Genomic DNA, 15,728 nt, shown 5'->3' on the forward strand with positions numbered 1-15,728 from the left:
GTCACCTGATTTCGGAGGCTGAGGTCGGTGCGGACGGTTCGGTGGAGGCCGCGGGTGCCGGGTCGGCGCCGAGTACGTGCACGACGACGGGCCGCAGCGGCAGGGCGCTGATCCGGTGTCCGGCGCCACCCACGGCGTCGAGCTCCCGGACGTCCTGGCAGGTGGCGACGACGGTCAGCGGTGCGGCGTCGTCGCGGTGCGTCCGCTCGACGGTGAGGAGCGCGGCCCAGGCGGCGCGGCGCTCGTCGGCCGTGCGGAGCTGGTCGACGTCGTCGACCACGAGGACATCCGGGCCCGGGATGAGGGCGAGGGCGACGCCGAGCGTGAAGCGTGCCACGGGCGAGGCGTCACGGACGAGCTCACTGCCGTGGAGCCGGGCCTGCGCGAGTGCTGCGGCAGCGGGATCGTCGCCGAAGGCCTCCTCGAGAGCTCCGAGCAGGCTGTTGGCGGTGGTGATGACACGGTCCACCTGGTTCCGGGACGCCCCGGGCCTCCACCACGGGGCGGCCAGCTTCAGGGCGTCGGCCACGTGGTGCCGGACGGTCAGCGTGCCGTCGAGCGGCACCACGGTCCCGTTCCCGGTGAAGCCGACCCGGCGGCGCACCTCGCCGGCATGCCGTGGCAGCGCGTGGCCGAGGACGACGGCTCGCCCGGAGGTCGGCACGAGCCGCCCGGCGAGCGCCAGGGCGAGGGCGGTCCTGCCCGTCCCCGAGCGTCCGGCGAGGACGGCCAGCGATCCGGTGGGGACCTCGAGGGTGACGCCGTCGAAGATCGTCCGCTGCCCGACGCGCAGGGTGAGGCCCTCGACGGTGAGGGCGGGGATCGCGGTGTGAACGTCCGCCGGGGGGCGATGCGGGGTGCGCGGGGAGATGGCCATGTGTCCTTCGATTTCAATACCTGAAGTATTCAATACCAATGGTATCGTAATCGCAGGAGGACGAATGACGACCATGCACACCGACGGCGGGGCGACGAGCGGCAGCCCCCGACGCCGCCCGCGGCGGGAGGACGTCCGCGCGGGACTGCTCGCGGCAGCCCTCGAGGTCTTCGAGGAGATCGGCTACGTTGCGGCCCGCCTCGACACGATCGCCCAGCGCGCGGGTTACACGAAGGGCGCCGTCTACTCCAACTTCGGCTCGAAACAGGAACTCTTCGCCACGCTCCTGGGCGAACGGCTCGCCGACACTGCGGCCGACGTCCTGAGCAAGGTGGACCACCTGACCTCGCTGGACGAGACGGTGCAGCATGCCGCCCGCCACCTCGCCCGCGGGGTGGTGCGCGAGCAGCGCTGGCACGCTCTCGTCGTCGAGTTCGCCCTGCAGGCCGGCCGTGATCCCGACGTCGGCGCCGTCTTCCGGGAGCACCGCCGCACCCGGCGCACTATCCTCGCCACCACCCTGGCCGAGCGGGCCGCCGCGTTCGGCGGGCCGTCGGACCCCGCGCACTACCTGGTGTTCGCGACCATCCTGCTGGCCACGGTGAACGGGATGGCCGTCGAGTGCGCGGCCGATCCCGAGGCCATCACGGAGGAGCAGGTCACCGAGAGCATCGCGGCGGTACTGCAGGCGGCCCTCGCCGCCTGACGGCCCGGCGGGCCCCTGCCGGGCTACAGTCGAAGCCTGCCCGTCCGGGCACGACGATCGCGGGGAGGCGCATGAACTGGGAGACGGTGCTGCACGGGGCCATCGCACTCCTGGCCGCCTACGCGTTCCTCCTCGCGTGCCTCGCCGTCTACGCGCGGCGGCACCCCGACGTGATCCCGCTGCGGGACGCGCTGCGCCTCGGCCCGGACCTCCTCGGACTCGTCCGACGTCTCACCGCGGATCGTTCCGTCCCGGTGCGTGCACGCGTGATGCTCGGCCTCCTCGTGGCGTACCTCGTGATGCCGATCGACCTCGTGCCGGACTTCCTGCCCGTGATCGGCTACGCGGACGACGTCGTCGTGATCGCCGTCGTCCTGCGGGCGGTGGTGCGGGCCGCCGGTCCGGATGCGCTCGTCCGCCACTGGAGGGGATCCGACGCCGGCCTGCGTGCCGTCCGCGCGCTGGCAGGTGTCGGAGGACAGCGTGCGGACGGTTCCGACGGCGGCGTGGGAGCCGGGGACGCCGACGGTGATGACGGTGCCCACGGGGGCAGCCGCAATACGGCGTAACGCAAAGGAAGGGCCGGTTCGTCGTCGGGCGTAATCTCCTGCGCATGCAGCAGTCCACGGGATCGATCCCCACCCTTGACCTCAGCACCGCCCGTTCCGCCGATGGATCCTTCACCCCGGGGTTCATCGAGGAACTGCGCGACGCCGCCCACACCGTCGGCTTCTTCCACATCATCAACTACGGCGCCACCCCCACGCAGGTGGACGACCTCTTCGACGTGACCCGCCGCTTCTTCGACCTCCCCCTGGAGGAACGCCTCAGGATCCACAACCGGTCGTCTCCGCACTTCCGCGGGTACGCCGGCCTCGGCACCGAGATCACGCGCGGCCGACCCGATGCCCGCGAGCAGATCGACTTCTCCCCCGAGCGGGAGCCGGTGGCCGACTATCCCGCCGACGAGCCGTTCTGGCTCCTGCAGGGTCCCAACCTCTGGCCCCGCACCGCGCTCCCCGAACTCGAGGAGAAGGCCATGGCGTGGGCGGCCCTGATGTCGCGCGTCGGCGCCGAGCTCCTCTCGGCGATCGCCGTCGCCCTGCACCTCCCGGAGGACTACTTCGCCGAGCCCTTCGAGCGCACCCCGGCCTGGATGGCCAAGCTCGTGCACTACGTGGGCGGTGTCGTCGAGGGAGCCGGCTCGCAGGGCGTGGGAGCCCACGCCGACTACGGGTTCGTGACGCTGCTCCTGCAGGACCAGGTGGGCGGCCTCGAGGTCCTCCCCCACGGCGCCGACACCTGGGTCCCGGTCACCCCGATCCCGGGTGCGCTCGTGGTCAACCTCGGCGAGATGCTCCAGGTCGCCACGGAGGGCTACCTTGCGGCGACCATCCACCGCGTCACCGCTCCACCGCCCGGCGTGGACCGCTACGCCGTCCCGTTCTTCTGGTCCCCCCGCCTCGACGCCGTGATCGAGCCGGTCCCCCTGACCGAGGACCTGCGGGCTGCCACGCGCGGCATCTCGGACGACCCCGAGAACCCCATGCTGTCCTCCTACGGCTCCAACATGCTGAAGGGCCGGGCACGCGCGCACCCCGACGTCACCGAACTCCACCACCCCGAGCTCGCGCGGAAGTAGCTCCTCACGGACCCCGCACCGCACGGACGACGACGGCGGCACCCACCCGGGTGCCGCCGTCGTTCGTTGGCGGGGTGTGGGCGTCGACCCGCTCAGCCCCGGGAGGTCACGCGTCCGTCTCCCGCCAGGAGCTCCCCATGACGATCTTCCGGATCTCCGCCACCGGGAGTTTCGGCTTCCGGTTCTCGTCCGTCAGGCCGTTCGCCTCCTGGAGGGTGTCGGTCAGCTGCGTGTAGCAGAACCCCGAGAGGACAGGGCTCTCGTACAGCGCCGAGAACAGCGCCTGCAGCCGGTCGGCGAAGTCCTCGCCGGAGACGGCGACCGAGTAGCCCCACGTGTCGATCGGGCTGTTCGGCGCATACAGGATCCCGCCGAACTCGGACACCATGACGGGCTCGGTCCGGGGCAGGTCCGGCAGCACGCTGAGGCGACGCCCGGCCGGGCCGACCCCCGCAGCGAGGACACCGAAGGCCTCCGCGTCCCGGTAGTGCGCGTGCAGGTCTGCGTAGTTGGTCGCGTAGTCGTGGACGGTGAAGAGATCCGACTCCACATGCTCCCACCCGTCGTTCGAGATGACCGGCCGGGAGCCGTCGAGCGCCTTCGTCAGGTGGTACATGGCCTGCGCGAAGTGGCGCTGCTCCGGGCTGTGGGCGATCTGCTGCACCCCCCAGCTCTCGTTCAGAGGCACCCAGGTCACGATGCACGGGTGGGACCGGTCGCGCTGGACGACGCTCACCCATTCACGGGCGACCCGCTCCATCGCGATCGGCGAGAACTCGAAGGTGCTGCCCATCTCCCCCCACACGAGCAGGCCGAGGCGGTCCGCCCAGTACAGGAAGCGGGGGTCCTCCACCTTCTCGTGCAGGCGCGCGGCGTTGAAGCCGAGGTCCTTGATGAGCTGGACCTCCTCGCGGAGGGCGCCGGCATCGGGGGCGGCGAGGAGCGAATCGGGCCAGTAACCCTGCTCCAGGACCGAACGCACGTAGTACGGGCGGTCGTTCAGGAGGAAGTGCTTGCCCGCGGTGCCGACACTGCGGAGCCCGAAGTAGGAGCGCACCTCGTCGACGACGGATCCGTCGCCACCGAGGAGGGTGACGGTAGCGTCGATGAGGCGGGGGTACTCCGGTGACCAGAGCAGCGACTCGTAGGCCTGGCCGTTGGCCTGGTGCGGTATCACGCAGTCGAGGACGACGCGGGGCTGCACCGCCGACGTCGTGTACGTGCCGAGCGGGTGCCCCGCGAAACCCAGGTCCACCCGTACGGTGCGGGCGGTGTGCCGCTGCGGCGAGAGCTCGAGTTCGAGCCGGACCAGGCCCTTCGGCACGTCGGGTTCCCAGACGACGCCCTCGATGAAGGCGGACGGAACGGACTCGAGCCAGACGGGCTGCCAGATGCCCGTGGTGCGGTGGTACCAGATAACATGCGGGTCCTCGAGCCAGTCCTGCTTCCCGCGGGGCTGGGCGACGTCGTGGGGGTCGTCCTCGGCCCGGACGACGAGCGAGAGCTCCGACGCACCCGCCGCATGACCGGTGATGTCGAAGGTGAAGGGGCTCTGGCCGCCTTCATGCGATCCGACGAGCTGCCCGTTGATCCATACGGTGGCCCGGTAGTCGACGGCGCCGAAGTGCAGCAGCAGGCGATCGTCCTCGCCCGACCTGCCGCTGTCGGCGATGTCCGAGCGTGTGATGGTCCGCCGGTACCAGACGACGGGGTGGAACCCGGTGTCGTTCACACCCGAGCGCACCGATTCCGGCGGGAACGGGACGGTGATGGTCAGGGGGAACGGACGGGCCGCCGAGAACCAGTGATCCGCCACGCCGGCGTCGTCGTCGTCGTAGCTGAAGTCCCACTCGCCGCAGAGGTCCGCCCACTGCTCCCGGACGATCTGGGGCCTCGGGTAGGTTCCGTCCTGGGCGCTGGCTGTGACTTCATCTGGAGTGCGCATGCGGATATCCTGCCGCACATTTGCAGCGCTGTAAAGCACGGGTCAGGGCATCAGAACCGGACGGGACACCGGGGCGCTGTCGCGGACGATCAAGGAGTGGGGGACGATCCGGTGCCGGCCGATCCCCTGGAAGCCGTCGATCCGTTGCCGGAGGAGTTCGAGGGCCGTAGCAGCCAGCTCGCGCTTGTCGGGAGCGACCGAGGTCAGCGGCGGGCTCGCCCAGCGGCTGAGCTCGGTGTCGTCCCATCCGACGACGGCGACATCGCGGGGCACCTGCACCCCGGCCTGCCGCAGGGCGGACAGGGCTCCCGTGGCGAACCTGTCGTCGCGGCAGACGAGGCCGTCGAACGCGAGGCCTGACGCGACGGCGGCACCGACCGCCCTCGCGCTCTCCTCGGGCGTGAAGTCGGCCACCGACAGCACCAGGCCCGGATCCAGGGGCAGGTTCGCCCCGACGAGGGCCTGCTGGTAGCCGAGCAGCCGCTGGTCCGTGGATCCCGTCGTATCCCCGGAGACCACGCCGAGGAACGCGATGCGGCGCCGCCCCTCGCCCAGCAGGTGCTGCACGCCCTCCTGCGCCGCCGCCACGTTGTCGATCATCACGTGGTCGGCGGTGACGGGCATGGTCGATTCCCCGAGGAGCACCACGGGGACATCGCGCTGCAACCGGGCGACCTCCTCGGACTGCATCCGTACGGGATGGAAGATGATGCCGTCCACGAGTCCGGCCTCCCGGTCGTTCAGCACCTTCCTCTCCGTGAGGGGATTGCTCAGGGTCTGCTCCACGATGACCCGGTAGCCCCGGCGGCTCGCCTCCTCGGCGATGTACCGCGACAGTTCGGAGAAGTACGGGTGGTCGATCTCGGGAATCGCGAGGGCGATCATGCCGGTCTTGCCCGTCGCCAGGCGACGGGCCGTCAGGTTGGGCTTGTACCCCAGCTCGTCGATCGCCTGCTGGACCTTCCGGCGCATTTCCGGGGCGACGTGCGGGTAGTCGTGGACGACGTTGGACACCGTCTTCATCGACACGCCCGCCACCTCCGCCACATCGGCGAGCCGGACTTTCTTCATCTGCTTCTCCTCAGGTCGATCCCAGTGTAAAACGGCATCCCCGCGACGCCACCGGTGCCCGGTATTTCCCGCGGGAATTGCTGGACACCATTTTTACAGCGCTGTAAGCTCGGTCACACGCCGAGCCACTCACCTGGAAGTGCGCAACGTTTTCAACGAGGAGGACACCATGACTCATCCCAAGCGATCCCTGCGCGGGCGCCTGACGACTGCGACAGCCGTCGGGGCCGTCGCACTGCTGGGCCTGACCGCGTGCGGCAGCTCCGGCAGCGAGCAGGCCGCCAGCGAATTCACCGGCGAGTACGACGGCCCCGCCGTCGAGCTCTCCTTCTGGAACGGCTTCACCGGCGGCGACGGCCCGTTCATGGAGAAGATGATCGAGGACTTCAACGCCGAGCACGAGAACATCAAGGTCACCTCCAACACCATGCAGTGGGCCGACTTCTACCAGCGCCTCCCAGCGGCCGTCACCGCCGGTGAGGGACCCGACGTCGGCGTCATGCACCTGGACCAGCTGTCCACGATGGCGGCACGCAACGTCATCGTGCCGGTCGACGACCTCACGGACGCACTGGAACTGACCGGCGACGACTTCACACAGGAAGTCTGGGATGCCGGCGTCTACCAGGACGAGCGGTTCGGCATCCCCCTGGATGTCCACTCCCTCGCCATGTACTACAACACCGAGCACTTCGAGAAGGCCGGCATCACCGAGGCCCCCACCGATGCCGCGTCCTTCGAGGACGCACTGAAGAAGCTCCAGGCGGCCGGTTACAAGACCCCGTTCTGGATGCCGACGCTGTGGCCCAGCCACCTCATGAACCTCTCCCTCCAGTGGCAGTACGGCAACGAGCCCTACGACGGCGAGGCCTCCAAGGCCAATTTCGCGTCGGACGAGGGCCTCAAGGCCATCGAGTGGCAGCGCGGCATCGTCGAGGACGGCTACAGCCCCTCGAACGTCGCGATCGACTCGCAGTACGTCGCGTTCAAGAACGGCGAGAACTCGATCACCTGGGACGGCATCTGGCAGTTCAACGACCTCGAGGCCGCGGGCCTGCCGTACGCCGCGGCTCCCATCCCGACGATCGGTGACGAGAAGGCCGTGTGGGCCAGCTCGCACAACTTCTTCCTGCCCCGCCAGGCGCAGCCCGATCCCGACAAGGCCGACGCCGCCAAGGTGTTCGTCGCCTGGATGAGCGAGAACTCCGCCGAGTGGGCCGGTTCCGGCATGATCCCCGCCCGTGAATCGGTCCGTGCTGCGGGCGCCCTCGACGGCAAGCCGCAGGAGGCCATCGCCGAGGACATCGACGCGATGCGGTTCCTCCCCCCGGTCCCCGGTATCGGTCAGGTCCAGACGGAGACCCTCGAGGTCGGCGTCAACAAGGCCGTCCTCGGCGAAGAGTCCCCCGAGGACGCCATGACCGAGGCCGCGGACAACGCGTCGAAGCTCATGGAAGAGAACAAAGCGTCGTTCGGGGAGTAAGTACCATGACCACGCTGAACGAAAGAAGGGGTGCCTCCTCGCGGAGGGGGGCACCCCGCCCGTCGGGGACGTCATCGTCCCGTGGGATCCGGAAGCAGGCCGCAGCCACGCCGTGGCTGTTCCTGGCCCCGTATCTCGTCCTGTTCATCGCCTTCGTCCTGGTGCCCATCATCTTCGGCGCCTGGATCAGCCTCCACACCTGGGACTACACGAGGCCGCTCAAGCCGTTCGTGGGACTCGAGAACTACGCCGAGCTGTTCAAGCCCGGCACCGGGCCTTTCACCAACTTCTGGGGATCGATGCGCGCCACGGGCATCTTCACCCTGTTCAGCGTGCCCCTCCTGCTCGTCATCCCGCTCGCCGTGGCACTGCTCATGTCCCAGAAGTTCCCGGGCCGGAACTTCTTCCGGGCCGTCTACTTCGCGCCCTACGTCCTGGGCGTCGCGGTCATCGGCGTGATGTGGCGCTACCTGCTGGACAACAACATCGGCCTGGTCAACTACTACCTCGGACTGGTCGGCCTGCCGAGCGACATCGCCTGGACCACGTCGACCCCGGCCGCATGGGTGGCCCTCGTCGGCGTGACCGTGTGGTGGACCCTCGGTTTCAACGCCGTCATCTACCTCGCCGGCCTGCAGGACATCCCCGCGGAACTCTATGAGGCGGCCCGGATGGACGGCGCCGGCGCCTGGCAGCAGTTCGTCAACGTCACCATCCCCGGACTCCGGCCCGTGCTGTCCTTCGTGGCCCTCACGACGCTCATCGCGTCCGTGAACATGTTCGGCCAGTCCTACCTCATGACACAGGGCGGACCGGGCAGGGAGACCCGCACCGCGATCTACCAGATCGCGGACACGGGCCTCCGCAACTTCCAGATGGGCAGCGCAGCCGCCATGAGCTACGTGCTGACCCTCTTCCTCATAGCCCTGAGCCTCGTGGTCTTCTGGCTGTTCCGCGAACGGAAGGATGCCCGATGAGTTCGACCGTCGAAACCCGTACCGCCAGGACGGGCGACCCCTCGGGGAAGCCGGCGCGGAAGCTCCAGCCCGGCACCCTCGCCAAGATCGTCCTCCTCGCGGTGGTGGCGCTGATCTTCATCAGCCCGGTGATCTTCATGATCGTCACCTCGTTCAAGACGCGCGCCGAGGCGACGTCCATCCCGCCGTCGTGGATCCCCGATCCCTTCTCCCTGGAGGCGTACCAGACGCTCCTGGCACCGGGGACCAACACCCCGGTGCTGCGGTGGTTCTTCAACAGCATGGTGGCGGCGATCCTCCACTCGGCGCTCGTCGTCGTGACCGCCTCCCTGGCCGCGTACCCCCTGGCGCGGATGAACTTCCGCGGCAAGAAGATCGTGTTCGCGATCATCGTCGCGACGCTGCTGGTACCCCCGGTCATCCTCGTGATCCCGAACTACCTGCTCGTCAGCGACCTCGGCTGGCTGAACTCGCTCGTCGCGATCATCGTGCCGACGGCGGCTTCCGCGTTCGGCGTGTTCTTCATGCGGCAGTTCTTCATCTCCCTGCCGGACGATCTCGAGGAGGCCGCGCGGATCGACGGCGCGAACCGCTTCCAGATGTTCACCCGCATCATCCTGCCGCTCGCGAAACCGGCCATGGCGACGCTCGCACTGCTGGCGTTCCTCGGCAACTGGAACGACTTCCTGTGGCCGGTCTACGTGCTGTTCACCCCCGAGGTGCAGACGCTGCCGCCGGGCCTCGGCACACTGCAGTCGGCCAATGCGGTCCGCTACGACCTGCTGATGGCGGGTGCCGTGGTGGCCAGCGTCCCGGTACTGGCGCTGTTCGTCTTCCTCCAGCGCTTCATCATCGAAGGCGTGTCCCGGTCCGGGGTGAAGGGTTGAGCCGAACGCTCCCGGCCCGCCTGCTCGGCCTTCTGGCGGTCGCCGCGCTTGCCGCGGCGACCGCCGGGTGCGCCCCGTCGGGAACCTCGGGACCCGCACCCGCAGCCACGGCCGAGGAGCAGAACCCCACCCGGGTCCTGGACGCGGAGTTCGCCGATCCCGACATCCTCAAGGTGGACGACACCTACTACGCCTACGCGACCATGGGAAACCGCAGGAACGTGCAGGTGGCGACGTCCACGGACCTCGTCGAGTGGGAGCAGCTCGACGACGACGCGCTGCCGGAGCTCCCGTCCTGGATCATCCCCGGCAAGACGTGGGCGCCCGAGGTGACCGAGGTCGCGGACGGCCGGTTCGTCCTCTACTTCACCAGCACCAACTTCGATCCGACGCTGCAGTGCATCGGTGTCGCCACGGCCACCGATCCTGCGGGACCCTTCACGGTCGTCGGGGACTCCATGATCGTCTGTCCCGAGGACGAGGGCGGGGCCATCGACGCCAGCACCTTCGTGACGGACGAGGGCCTGCACCTGGTCTGGAAGAACGACGGCAACTGCTGCGACAAGGACACCTGGATCCAGACGGCGCCGCTCTCGGCGGACGGCCTGTCACTCACCGGACCGCCGCAGAAGCTCATCAAGCAGGACCTCCCGTGGGAGGGCGACCTCGTCGAGGCCCCGACCGTCGTGCCGCGTGACGGCGGGTACGTGCTGCTCTACTCCAGCAACGACTACGGCGGGCGGTCCTACAACGTGGGCCAGGCCTCGGCCCCGGCGCTCGAGGGACCCTGGGACAAGGCACCGGAACCCTTCCTCACCTCGGATTCCTTCGGCGGCGACCGCTACATCGGGCCGGGCGGACAGGATCTGGTCACCGCTCCCGAGGGCGGGCTCTACCTGCTGTTCCACAGCTGGGACTCCGCGGTGACCTACCGGTCGCTGCATGCGGAACCCGTGGAGTGGAAGGGTACGGAACTGTCCCTGACGAACGACTGAACAGGCCGGGCCCCCCGGGGCCCGGCATCACCCGGACGACGGCGCTTCCCCCGAGGGGCCGTCGTCCGTCGTCGCGGCGCGGCCGTCGATCCAGCGGATGCGGATCGGGCCGCGGGCGTCGGGCGCCACCGGTTCGCCGTGCTGGGTGACGTGGACCAGGCCCTCCCCCGCAAGGTCGAAGGCGATGCGCCGCGCCGCCGGCATGAGGTCCCGCCAGGCGTCCCCGCCGATACTGCGGGCGGCGTCGGACGGGCACAGGGTCTTCTCGCTCCCCCGCTGCTCGGCGATCCGCAGGATCTCGGCACGCACTGCGGGTCCGGTGACGCCGTCAGTCATCGCCGGCCGTTCCCCCCGGCCCGCGGTCGGCAGCGCGGCCGGGTCTCTTCGGCTGCAGGCGGTCGAGCTCCTGCAGTGCGGCGGTCCACCGTGCGGTGCGTTCCGCCGCGGACTGCTCCCACCAGGGGGTCCCCCGCTCGCCGAGGCCCTCCTTGGCGAGCTGGACGGTGCGCCGGGCGCGGGGCAGGGCGGCGCCGTCGTCGCCCTTGGCACTGTTGCGTACTCCCGAGCGTCCGCGCCCGAGGTGGGACATCAGGCGGGCCTTCACGTCCTCGGGCAGCGAGGGGTCGGTCTTGCGCCAGCGGCGGCCGCTGTGGAGGAAGAAGCGCTCGTCGTCGGTGGTGTTCCGCAGGTCGCTCATGCGTACCTCAGCTCGAGGATCCGGGAGGGCCGACGAGCAGCAGGACGCTGAAGACCACGGAGATCCCGGTGACGGCGACCAGCAGCGCGACGAGCGGGCTGCGCAGCACCCACGCCTGGACCTGCTCCGCGCGGGTGCGCGGCGCTTCGGCCCCAGGGGCCAGGCGCCAGGACCGGGCGAGCTGTCCGCGGTGCTCGATCCACCGCTCGTAGGGGACGGTGGCGAAGGGGACGACCGCCGAGGCGAGGCCCAGCAGGCCCGTCAGCACCGACCAGCGCTGGTTGACCCAGACGAAGACGACGGTGGCCACGAAGCAGAGGAACACGAAACCGTGCACGGCCCCCGCGGGCGGGACGACGGCCTCGGTGGTCCGCGTGACGTACTTCAGGAACATGCCCAGCAGCAGGAAGGCCCAGGTCACCGCCTCCGCTGCGGCGACGGTGCGGAAAAGCGTGCGGGGGTTCATGGGGCTCCTGGTCGGTCGGTGGTCGGTGCACCCAATTCTCCCAGACCCCCGGCGTGCACCGCGGTCCCCCCTGGTCCGCAGCGGGACCCGCGCACCGGTGTCGGTGCTCGACGCGGGTCCTCCGGGGGGGCGGTCCCGGCCGTGCCGGGTATCCTGTGGTGCCGGTGGTTCCTGCGCCGTGCAGTGCGCCGTGCAGTGCGCCGTGCAGAGGTCGGCCGTTCCGGAGGCAACACGCGTCTCCCGGTGACGTCCGCCACAGGACTGTCGGCAGCCCGTGATGGACTGCTGTCCCCCGCCGGAACGACGAAAGGATCAGCGGCCCATGTTCCTGCTCGCCGCCGACGCCGCCTCCCCCGACCTCGTGTTCTCCGCGACGGACCTCGTCACGGCGTCGGAGTGCCCGTACCGGCTCCTGCGGATCCTCGACGAGAAGCTCGGGCGGGCTCCGCGGGCGGAGTTCCCCGTGGACGAGATGCTGCAGCGCGCCGCCGTCCTCGGCGATGTGCACGAGCACCGGGTCCTCGACGAGCTGACCGCCGAGCACGGGCCCTGGTCCCCGGGGAACCCGACGGGCGTGTACGAGGTCGAACCCGCGGCGTCCATGGACCGCGCCACCCTGGTGGCCAAGCACGAGGAGTCCCTCCGGGCGCTGCGCTCCGGTGCGTCCGTCGTGTTCCAGGCGGCGTTCTTCGACGGCGTGTTCCATGGCCGCTCGGACTTCCTCGTGCGGCAGGACGACGGTGCCTACGCCGTGTGGGACACGAAGCTCGCCCGCCATGCGAAGGTCGGCGCCCTGCTGCAGCTCGCGGCCTACGGCGACCAGCTGCAGCAGGCGTTCATCCCCACGGCGGACGACGTGACGCTCGTTCTCGGCGACCGCAGCCGCAGCGTCCACCGGCTGCCCGACCTCCTCCCCGTGGTCCGCGAGCGCCGCGCCCGTTTCCTCGAGCTCGTGCACGGGCACCGCAGCCGCCCGGACCCGGTGGCCTGGGGTGCGCCCGGAGTGACGGCGTGCGGGCGGTGCGACTACTGCGCCGAGCAGGTGCTGGCCTCACGGGACCTCCTGCTGGTCGCCGGGATGACCACCGACCGCAGGGCGCGCCTCCGCGAGTCGGGCATCGCCACGATCGACGGGCTGGCCGCGCTGCCCGACCGGCCGGAGGACGCCGCCCTGGCGCGGCTGCAGGAACAGGCGCGTCTGCAGGTGGGCACGATCGCGGTGGACGGCGGCGTCGCCTGGCACGACGCCGGGGGCCAGGAGCACACGCTGTCCTACCGCGTCCTCCCCGGCCACACGCTGGGGTCCCTGCCCGCGCGGAGCCGAGGGGACATCTTCTTCGACTTCGAGGGCGATCCGCTCTGGCAGGATCCCGACGACGGCAGCTGGGGCATCGAATACCTGTTCGGCGTCGTCGAGCAGCCGGCGGACGACGGCGGCGAGCCGCCCTTCCGCCCCTTCTGGGCCCACAGCCGCGCGGAGGAGCGCGCGGCGTTCGTCGGGTTCCTCGACTACGTCCAGCACCGGCGACGGCAGTACCCCGACCTGCACGTCTACCACTACGCGGCCTACGAGAAGAGTGCACTGCGGCGGCTGTCCCTCGTCCACGTGATCGGCGAGGACGCCGTGGACACCCTGCTCCGCGAGGGCGTGCTCGTGGACCTCTACGACACCGTGCGCCACAGCCTCCGCATCTCCGAGCGGTCCTACAGCCTCAAGAAACTCGAGCCGCTGTACATGGGCGGTGCCCTCCGCAGCGGGGACGTGAAGGACGCCGGGGCGTCGGTCGTCGCGTACGCGGCCTACTGCGCAGCGCGCGACGCCGGGGAGCACACCGTCGCGGCGGAGATCCTCGCCGGCATCACCGAGTACAACCGCTACGACTGCCTCTCGACGCTCGGGCTCCGCGACTGGCTGCTCACGCTCGCGCCGCTGCACGGTCCCGGACCGCACGCACGCGATCGTGCGGCCGGCAGGGCCGCGACGGCCGGGCACCGTGCCCCCGCTCCGCCGACCCGGGGCCGTCCCGCTCCGCCGGCCGAGGACCCCGCCGTCCCCGGCCCCGCCCCCGAGGAGGCCCGGCTGCTGGAATATCTGGCCGGGCTGCCGGCTGGGACGGCGAAGGACCCGGACCAGCAGGCCGTCGCGCTCGTCGCCGCCGCCGTCGGGTACCACCGCCGGGAACGGAAGCAGTTCTGGTGGTCCCACTTCGACAGGCTCGCGGCGCCGGCCGAGGAGTGGGACGGGGCCCGCGACGTGCTGGTGTTCCGCTCGCTCGAGGTGGTGCAGGACTGGGCGAAGCCCACGCCCCGCGCGAACCCCGTGCGGCTGCTGAAGGCCACGGGCACGCTGTCGGCCGGCGCGGACCTCCGGAAGGGCTCGACCTGCTTCGCGGTCTACGACGCCCCCGTCCCTTCCGAGGCGGACAGCATCGACAGCGGCTCGGGACGCGGCGGCTGGTTCGGGGTCGAGGTGACGGAGCTGTCCGAGGACGCCGACGGCGTCGCCACCGTGGTGGTCAGGGAGAAGCTGCGGCGCGGGGCCCCCGAACGCCCCGAGCTGCCCCTGGCCCTGGCCCCCGACCAGCCGCTCATGACGAGATCCCTGCAGGACGCGCTGGCCGCCCTCGCGGACCGGGTGGGCCGGGCACTTCCGGTCGTGCCCGCGGGTCCCGCGCTCGATCTCCTCCGGCGCCTCCCTCCGCGCCTCGCGGGCGGCGCCGACCTGCCGCCGGCACCGCCGCATCCCGACGGGTACGCCGAGGCCATCACCGCCGCCCTGCAGCTCCTCGAGGACTCCTACCTCGCGGTGCAGGGCCCACCCGGCACCGGCAAGACCCACGTCGGTGCGGACGTCGTCGCGCGGCTGGTCCGCCTCGGGTGGAAGGTCGGCGTCGTCGCGCAGTCGCACGCCGTCGTCGAGAACCTGCTGCGGCGGGCGGTCGAGGCCGGTGTCCCCACCGACCAGGTGGCCAAGCGTACGGAGGCACCGGACACACCCTGGACGCAACGGTCCGACGACGACGTCGAGCGCCTGGTCGGCGGTGCGGGCGGCTGCCTGGTGGGAGGGACGGCCTGGACGATGACCGGGAGCAGGGTGCCGGCGGGCTCCCTCGACCTGCTCGTCATCGACGAGGCGGGACAGTTCTCGCTCGCGAACACCATGGCCGTGGCACGTGCCGCGCGTCGGCTCCTCCTCCTCGGCGACCCGCAGCAGCTCCCCCAGGTCACGCAGGGCACCCACCCGGAGCCGGTGGACGAATCCGCGCTGGGCTGGCTGTCCGCGGGGCACGCGACGCTGCCCGCACGGTTCGGCTACTTCCTCGCGGACACCTGGCGCATGCACCCGGACCTGTGCCGCGCCGTGTCCGTCTTCGCCTACGACGGCCGGCTGACCACGGCCACGGCGGCACGCGGGCGGCACCTCGACGGCGTGGGCCCCGGCATCGAGTGCGTCGTCGTCGCGCACGAGGGCAACGCGACGGCGTCCGCGGAGGAGGCCGCGGAGGTCGTCGCGCAGGTCCGGCGCCACCTCGGCCTGGCATGGACGCCGGAGCAGGGGGCCGGGCCGCGTCCGCTCGCGCAGGAGGACCTCCTGGTGGTCGCCCCGTACAACGCCCAGGTGCAGCTCACGCGGCAGGCGCTGCGCACAGCCGGTCTGGACGACGTCCGGGTGGGCACGGTGGACCGGTTCCAGGGCCAGCAGGCGGCCGTCGTGATCGTCACCATGACGGCGTCCTCCGCGGCCGAAGCCCCCCGCGGCATCGGGTTCCTGCTCAACCGCAACCGGGTGAACGTCGCCGTCTCACGGGGGCAGTGGCGTGCCGTCGTCGTCAGATCACCGCGGCTGACCGAGCACATGCCCTCGACACCGGCGGCGCTGGAGGAGCTGGGCGCGTTCATCGGTCTCTGTGCCGAGGAGGCGTGAGGCAGTTCGTGCGTCGCGTCCGCACGCGGCGGGCCGTCCGGAGCGGGCGACGCGGCC

Annotated in this window: 14 protein-coding genes; 8 read left to right on the top strand and 6 right to left on the bottom strand. The window is 70.9% G+C overall.

Annotated elements, in window-relative coordinates:
• Position 1 precedes the first annotated feature (1 nt).
• On the bottom strand, positions 2 to 877 hold the full coding sequence (locus ACX80P_RS07210; RefSeq protein WP_459277379.1) for an ATP-binding cassette domain-containing protein: 876 nt from the start codon (positions 875 to 877) through the stop codon (positions 2 to 4).
• A gap of 64 nt (positions 878 to 941) precedes the next feature.
• Here ACX80P_RS07210 and ACX80P_RS07215 point away from each other — a divergent pair, with 64 nt between their 5' ends.
• The 3 genes from ACX80P_RS07215 (at position 942) to ACX80P_RS07225 (ending at position 3,225) form a co-directional block, all read left to right on the top strand.
• The gene (locus ACX80P_RS07215) at positions 942 to 1,583 is read left to right on the top strand and encodes a TetR/AcrR family transcriptional regulator (protein ID WP_459277380.1); all 642 of its coding nucleotides are present in this window, start codon (positions 942 to 944) and stop codon (positions 1,581 to 1,583) included.
• Positions 1,584 to 1,654: 71 nt separating this feature from the next.
• Positions 1,655 to 2,152 (top strand): YkvA family protein, encoded by a 498-nt coding sequence (locus tag ACX80P_RS07220; RefSeq protein ID WP_459277381.1) that lies wholly within the window; start codon positions 1,655 to 1,657, stop codon positions 2,150 to 2,152.
• Between the two features lie 44 nt (positions 2,153 to 2,196).
• Positions 2,197 to 3,225 carry an isopenicillin N synthase family dioxygenase gene (locus tag ACX80P_RS07225; RefSeq protein ID WP_459277382.1) on the top strand — a complete coding sequence of 343 codons (1,029 nt, stop codon included), beginning with the start codon at positions 2,197 to 2,199 and terminating at the stop codon, positions 3,223 to 3,225.
• 106 nt (positions 3,226 to 3,331) lie between these two features.
• Here ACX80P_RS07225 and ACX80P_RS07230 read toward each other — a convergent pair whose 3' ends face one another.
• Together ACX80P_RS07230 and ACX80P_RS07235 are read right to left on the bottom strand one after the other, a co-directional pair.
• Positions 3,332 to 5,170: a glycoside hydrolase family 2 protein gene (locus ACX80P_RS07230; protein WP_459277383.1), complete on the bottom strand. Its 1,839-nt coding sequence runs from the start codon at positions 5,168 to 5,170 to the stop codon at positions 3,332 to 3,334.
• Positions 5,171 to 5,212: 42 nt separating this feature from the next.
• Positions 5,213 to 6,241, bottom strand: a complete 1,029-nt coding sequence (locus tag ACX80P_RS07235; protein WP_459277384.1) for a LacI family DNA-binding transcriptional regulator — start codon at positions 6,239 to 6,241, stop codon at positions 5,213 to 5,215.
• A gap of 169 nt (positions 6,242 to 6,410) precedes the next feature.
• Between ACX80P_RS07235 and ACX80P_RS07240 the strand changes: the two genes are divergently transcribed.
• From ACX80P_RS07240 to ACX80P_RS07255, 4 genes are read left to right on the top strand one after another with little or no spacing between them, the layout of a single operon-like run.
• A complete protein-coding gene (locus ACX80P_RS07240) occupies positions 6,411 to 7,724 on the top strand; it encodes an ABC transporter substrate-binding protein (protein ID WP_459277385.1) in 1,314 nt (437 codons plus the stop codon).
• A gap of 5 nt (positions 7,725 to 7,729) precedes the next feature.
• Complete coding sequence (locus ACX80P_RS07245; protein ID WP_459277386.1) at positions 7,730 to 8,701, top strand: carbohydrate ABC transporter permease; 972 nt, start codon at positions 7,730 to 7,732, stop codon at positions 8,699 to 8,701.
• The gene (locus tag ACX80P_RS07250; protein ID WP_459277387.1) at positions 8,698 to 9,588 is read left to right on the top strand and encodes a carbohydrate ABC transporter permease; all 891 of its coding nucleotides are present in this window, start codon (positions 8,698 to 8,700) and stop codon (positions 9,586 to 9,588) included. The genes ACX80P_RS07245 and ACX80P_RS07250 overlap by 4 nt, the downstream gene beginning before the upstream one ends.
• On the top strand, positions 9,585 to 10,583 hold the full coding sequence (locus tag ACX80P_RS07255) for a glycoside hydrolase family 43 protein (RefSeq protein WP_459277388.1): 999 nt from the start codon (positions 9,585 to 9,587) through the stop codon (positions 10,581 to 10,583). Before ACX80P_RS07250 ends, ACX80P_RS07255 begins: the two co-directional genes overlap by 4 nt.
• A 27-nt stretch (positions 10,584 to 10,610) precedes the next feature.
• Here ACX80P_RS07255 and ACX80P_RS07260 read toward each other — a convergent pair whose 3' ends face one another.
• Genes ACX80P_RS07260 through ACX80P_RS07270 form a run of 3 tightly spaced genes read right to left on the bottom strand, consistent with a single transcriptional unit; the run spans position 10,611 to position 11,746 of the window.
• Entirely contained in the window at positions 10,611 to 10,919 is a 309-nt protein-coding gene (locus ACX80P_RS07260; protein WP_459277389.1) for a DUF3253 domain-containing protein, read from the bottom strand.
• On the bottom strand, positions 10,912 to 11,280 hold the full coding sequence (locus ACX80P_RS07265) for a 2-polyprenylphenol hydroxylase (RefSeq protein ID WP_459277390.1): 369 nt from the start codon (positions 11,278 to 11,280) through the stop codon (positions 10,912 to 10,914). The genes ACX80P_RS07260 and ACX80P_RS07265 overlap by 8 nt, the downstream gene beginning before the upstream one ends.
• Before the next feature lie 7 nt (positions 11,281 to 11,287).
• The gene (locus ACX80P_RS07270; RefSeq protein ID WP_459277391.1) at positions 11,288 to 11,746 is read right to left on the bottom strand and encodes a DUF3817 domain-containing protein; all 459 of its coding nucleotides are present in this window, start codon (positions 11,744 to 11,746) and stop codon (positions 11,288 to 11,290) included.
• 322 nt (positions 11,747 to 12,068) lie between these two features.
• Here ACX80P_RS07270 and ACX80P_RS07275 point away from each other — a divergent pair, with 322 nt between their 5' ends.
• The gene (locus ACX80P_RS07275; protein ID WP_459277392.1) at positions 12,069 to 15,671 is read left to right on the top strand and encodes a TM0106 family RecB-like putative nuclease; all 3,603 of its coding nucleotides are present in this window, start codon (positions 12,069 to 12,071) and stop codon (positions 15,669 to 15,671) included.
• Positions 15,672 to 15,728 lie beyond the last annotated feature (57 nt).

Source organism: Arthrobacter arabinosi (assembly GCF_054511115.1).